We start from the raw sequence: 2,241 nt of genomic DNA, 5'->3' as shown, positions 1-2,241 counted from the left end.
TAAATCCATAAGCAGAAGTGGACAACCCACGGAAACCCTCGAATCGATCTGTGCGCAGTCCGTGGTGCAGATCTCCCGGAAGTCACGAATCGAAGCCCGCAATCAAAATCTCTTCCCACCGTCTCACAGTCGTGAGAAGATCTTCGGGCGCGCCGCCAATGCTATGAACGTACAAAGTATTCTGCTCCGAGACATAATCCATCGTGAGCGTTCCCGGCGTGAGTGTGATACTATTCGCAATTATCGTGATTGCGAGGTCCGAGTCGACGCGAAGCGGCACCTCGATAATTTTTGGTGCGATGGGGAGTGTTGGGCGTAGCACTCTACTTGCAACATCGATATTCGATTTCACGATTTCAACGCTCAGGATCCCTACATAGACGCCCCCATAGTAGAAGCGCTGAATCCAATTCACACCGGTCAGGGGGAGTCTCCTGGCATACATTCCCCTAAGCAAGAAAGCGATCGTTAATCCAACGCTCAGCCCAATTAGTAGTTCACCGACTATTTCAGCGACATGAATTTGGAAGGGTGAGGTATCGTACGGATCAATTCCACGGATGAAAAGCCAGACAACGGCTAATGATCCGCCGATTGCCATCCATCGTCTCATATATGATAATTTTGGGTGAGCTATGTAAAAATGAGGTAGGCAGTTTATGCTCTATAGTAACGGTGTTTCAGTTGCTGTTCTTCACTCAAGATCGGGTGTGTCCACAATTGCTTAGTGCAACATGAGGCAGTGAGACAAATGGATCCCAACTAATTCACTCTTCATGTAGAAGTGGACCAAATTCACTGTCGTTTGACTTCATAAGCGACAGTAGTCACTTCGGAATTCCAACTCACCCACTGTGTATCGGGTCACGGTCGCTCGTCTTCGGGCGGCTCGAGGGCGACGCGATCGATATCCAGATCGTCATAGATGTGATCGGACGCAAGTATCCCGAGTCGCTTTGTCTCGACTGTCGCGGCATGGACAGCATCAAACGCGGTCGCGCCCTCCTCGTCTTGATACTTCGCGGCTTTCAACGCGATTTGCTTTTCCTCGTCGGTGACCGTAACAATATCGAGCAGGTCGGCCATTGCTCGTGTGCGATCGAACTCGTAGCGGTCGCTCACGGCGAGAAACTCCGCCAACGCGACGAGTGATGTTTCGAGCGTTTCATACTCTTCAACGGCAGCGACAGCGCGCTCTTGTAACCAATCGTCGTCTTTTGCGAGCGCGAGCAGAAAGTCAGTCTCGACGAACATCATTCTCCGCGTCGTCGACGGCTTGATCACGCGCCTCTTGGCGGAGTTCATCAACGGATTTGCCCTCGAAGGCATCACCGACCGCTTCGCGAAGCCCCTCAAGTGGGTCCTCGTCAACTGGAACGAGTTCGATTCGATCCTGATATTCGACGACATGGAATCGTTCGCCATATCGTGCTCGGAGATCCTTTGAGAGGTATAATCGGCCGCGTTCGTCGGTCTTCGTTGTCATGGATCAGTATACGTTGTGGGACAATATTAGGTTTTTCCCACTAATTTCTCTTCCGTAGGACTGTCTGAGTTAGTAGATTATACTGACTCCAATTTCTGTGAGTGGTTAAAACTCGTGAAAGGCATCGTTTCGTGTTCATCTACAAACGTGCAATCAAAAACATCGATAACCCACAAACCTCCCGAAATCACCCGACTCAATATTTCGATAGCACCGTCCCCAACCTCTATATTGCACGAAAGTCATGATTAACACGCAATGAGGACGGAACGGAACAAAGACGGCACCTACAATGTCTGGCTCAGTCGCGAGGAATACCGCGCGATCCCGCGCGCCGCTGACTCGTTCGAACACGAAATCGCCATTCGACTGATGGGCGACTGTGGCTTACGCGTGACGGAAGTTCTGGGCGTCACGCCCTCGAACATCTCGCGCATGGATGACGGCCGTCACTATGAGCTAGAAGTAACGAACGGAAAGGACACGACAGGGAGCTACCGAGGCGGGAAGCAACGCGAGACATGGTTACCGGTCGAGGTCGAGGCAACGATCAATCGGTACGTCCAGCAGGCCGATCTTCAGGACGGTGACCCCCTGATTGGACGGTCGAAACGCACCGTCCAGTACTGGGTTGAGAACGCTGCCGACCGCGCCGCCGAGGGGACGGGAAACGACGACTATCAACGAGTGTCTACTCACGATTTACGTCGTTGCTGGGCGAATCACCTGCTGGTCGAGGCGAACGTCTCACCGCG

The 2,241-nt window shown here is 52.3% G+C and carries 4 protein-coding genes; 1 reads left to right on the top strand and 3 read right to left on the bottom strand.

Annotated elements, in window-relative coordinates; translation table 11 throughout:
• Nucleotides 1-82: 82 nt before the first annotated feature.
• The 3 genes from AC1XDK_RS30715 to AC1XDK_RS30705 all read right to left on the bottom strand — a co-directional run bounded on the left by AC1XDK_RS30715 (nt 83) and on the right by AC1XDK_RS30705 (nt 1,486).
• Nucleotides 83-601, bottom strand: a complete 519-nt coding sequence (locus AC1XDK_RS30715; protein ID WP_483353822.1) for a Na+/H+ antiporter subunit E — start codon at nt 599-601, stop codon at nt 83-85.
• A 263-nt stretch (nt 602-864) separates the two neighbouring features.
• Nucleotides 865-1,257: a PIN domain-containing protein gene (locus AC1XDK_RS30710; RefSeq protein ID WP_483353821.1), complete on the bottom strand. Its 393-nt coding sequence runs from the start codon at nt 1,255-1,257 to the stop codon at nt 865-867.
• A complete protein-coding gene (locus AC1XDK_RS30705) occupies nt 1,238-1,486 on the bottom strand; it encodes an AbrB/MazE/SpoVT family DNA-binding domain-containing protein (RefSeq protein WP_483353820.1) in 249 nt (82 codons plus the stop codon). The genes AC1XDK_RS30710 and AC1XDK_RS30705 overlap by 20 nt, the downstream gene beginning before the upstream one ends.
• Before the next feature lie 258 nt (nt 1,487-1,744).
• On the opposite strand from AC1XDK_RS30705, the gene AC1XDK_RS30700 reads away from it, so the two are divergent.
• Nucleotides 1,745-2,241 (top strand): tyrosine-type recombinase/integrase (locus tag AC1XDK_RS30700; RefSeq protein WP_483353819.1); only part of this gene is annotated, 497 nt, incomplete at its 3' end.

The sequence above is a fragment of the Haladaptatus sp. HS23 genome (assembly GCF_056892285.1).
The sequence above is the reverse complement of the archived record's forward strand: the minus strand, read 5'-3'. Positions and strand labels throughout refer to the sequence as shown.

Bases quoted from the DNA above. Each gene is read 5' to 3' on its own strand.
- AC1XDK_RS30705 (WP_483353820.1), bottom strand. From the start codon at position 1,486: ATGACAACGAAGACCGACGAACGCGGCCGATTATACCTCTCAAAGGAT.
- AC1XDK_RS30715 (WP_483353822.1), bottom strand. From the start codon at position 601: ATGGCAATCGGCGGATCATTAGCCGTTGTCTGGCTTTTCATCCGTGGA.
- AC1XDK_RS30710 (WP_483353821.1), bottom strand. From the start codon at position 1,257: ATGATGTTCGTCGAGACTGACTTTCTGCTCGCGCTCGCAAAAGACGAC.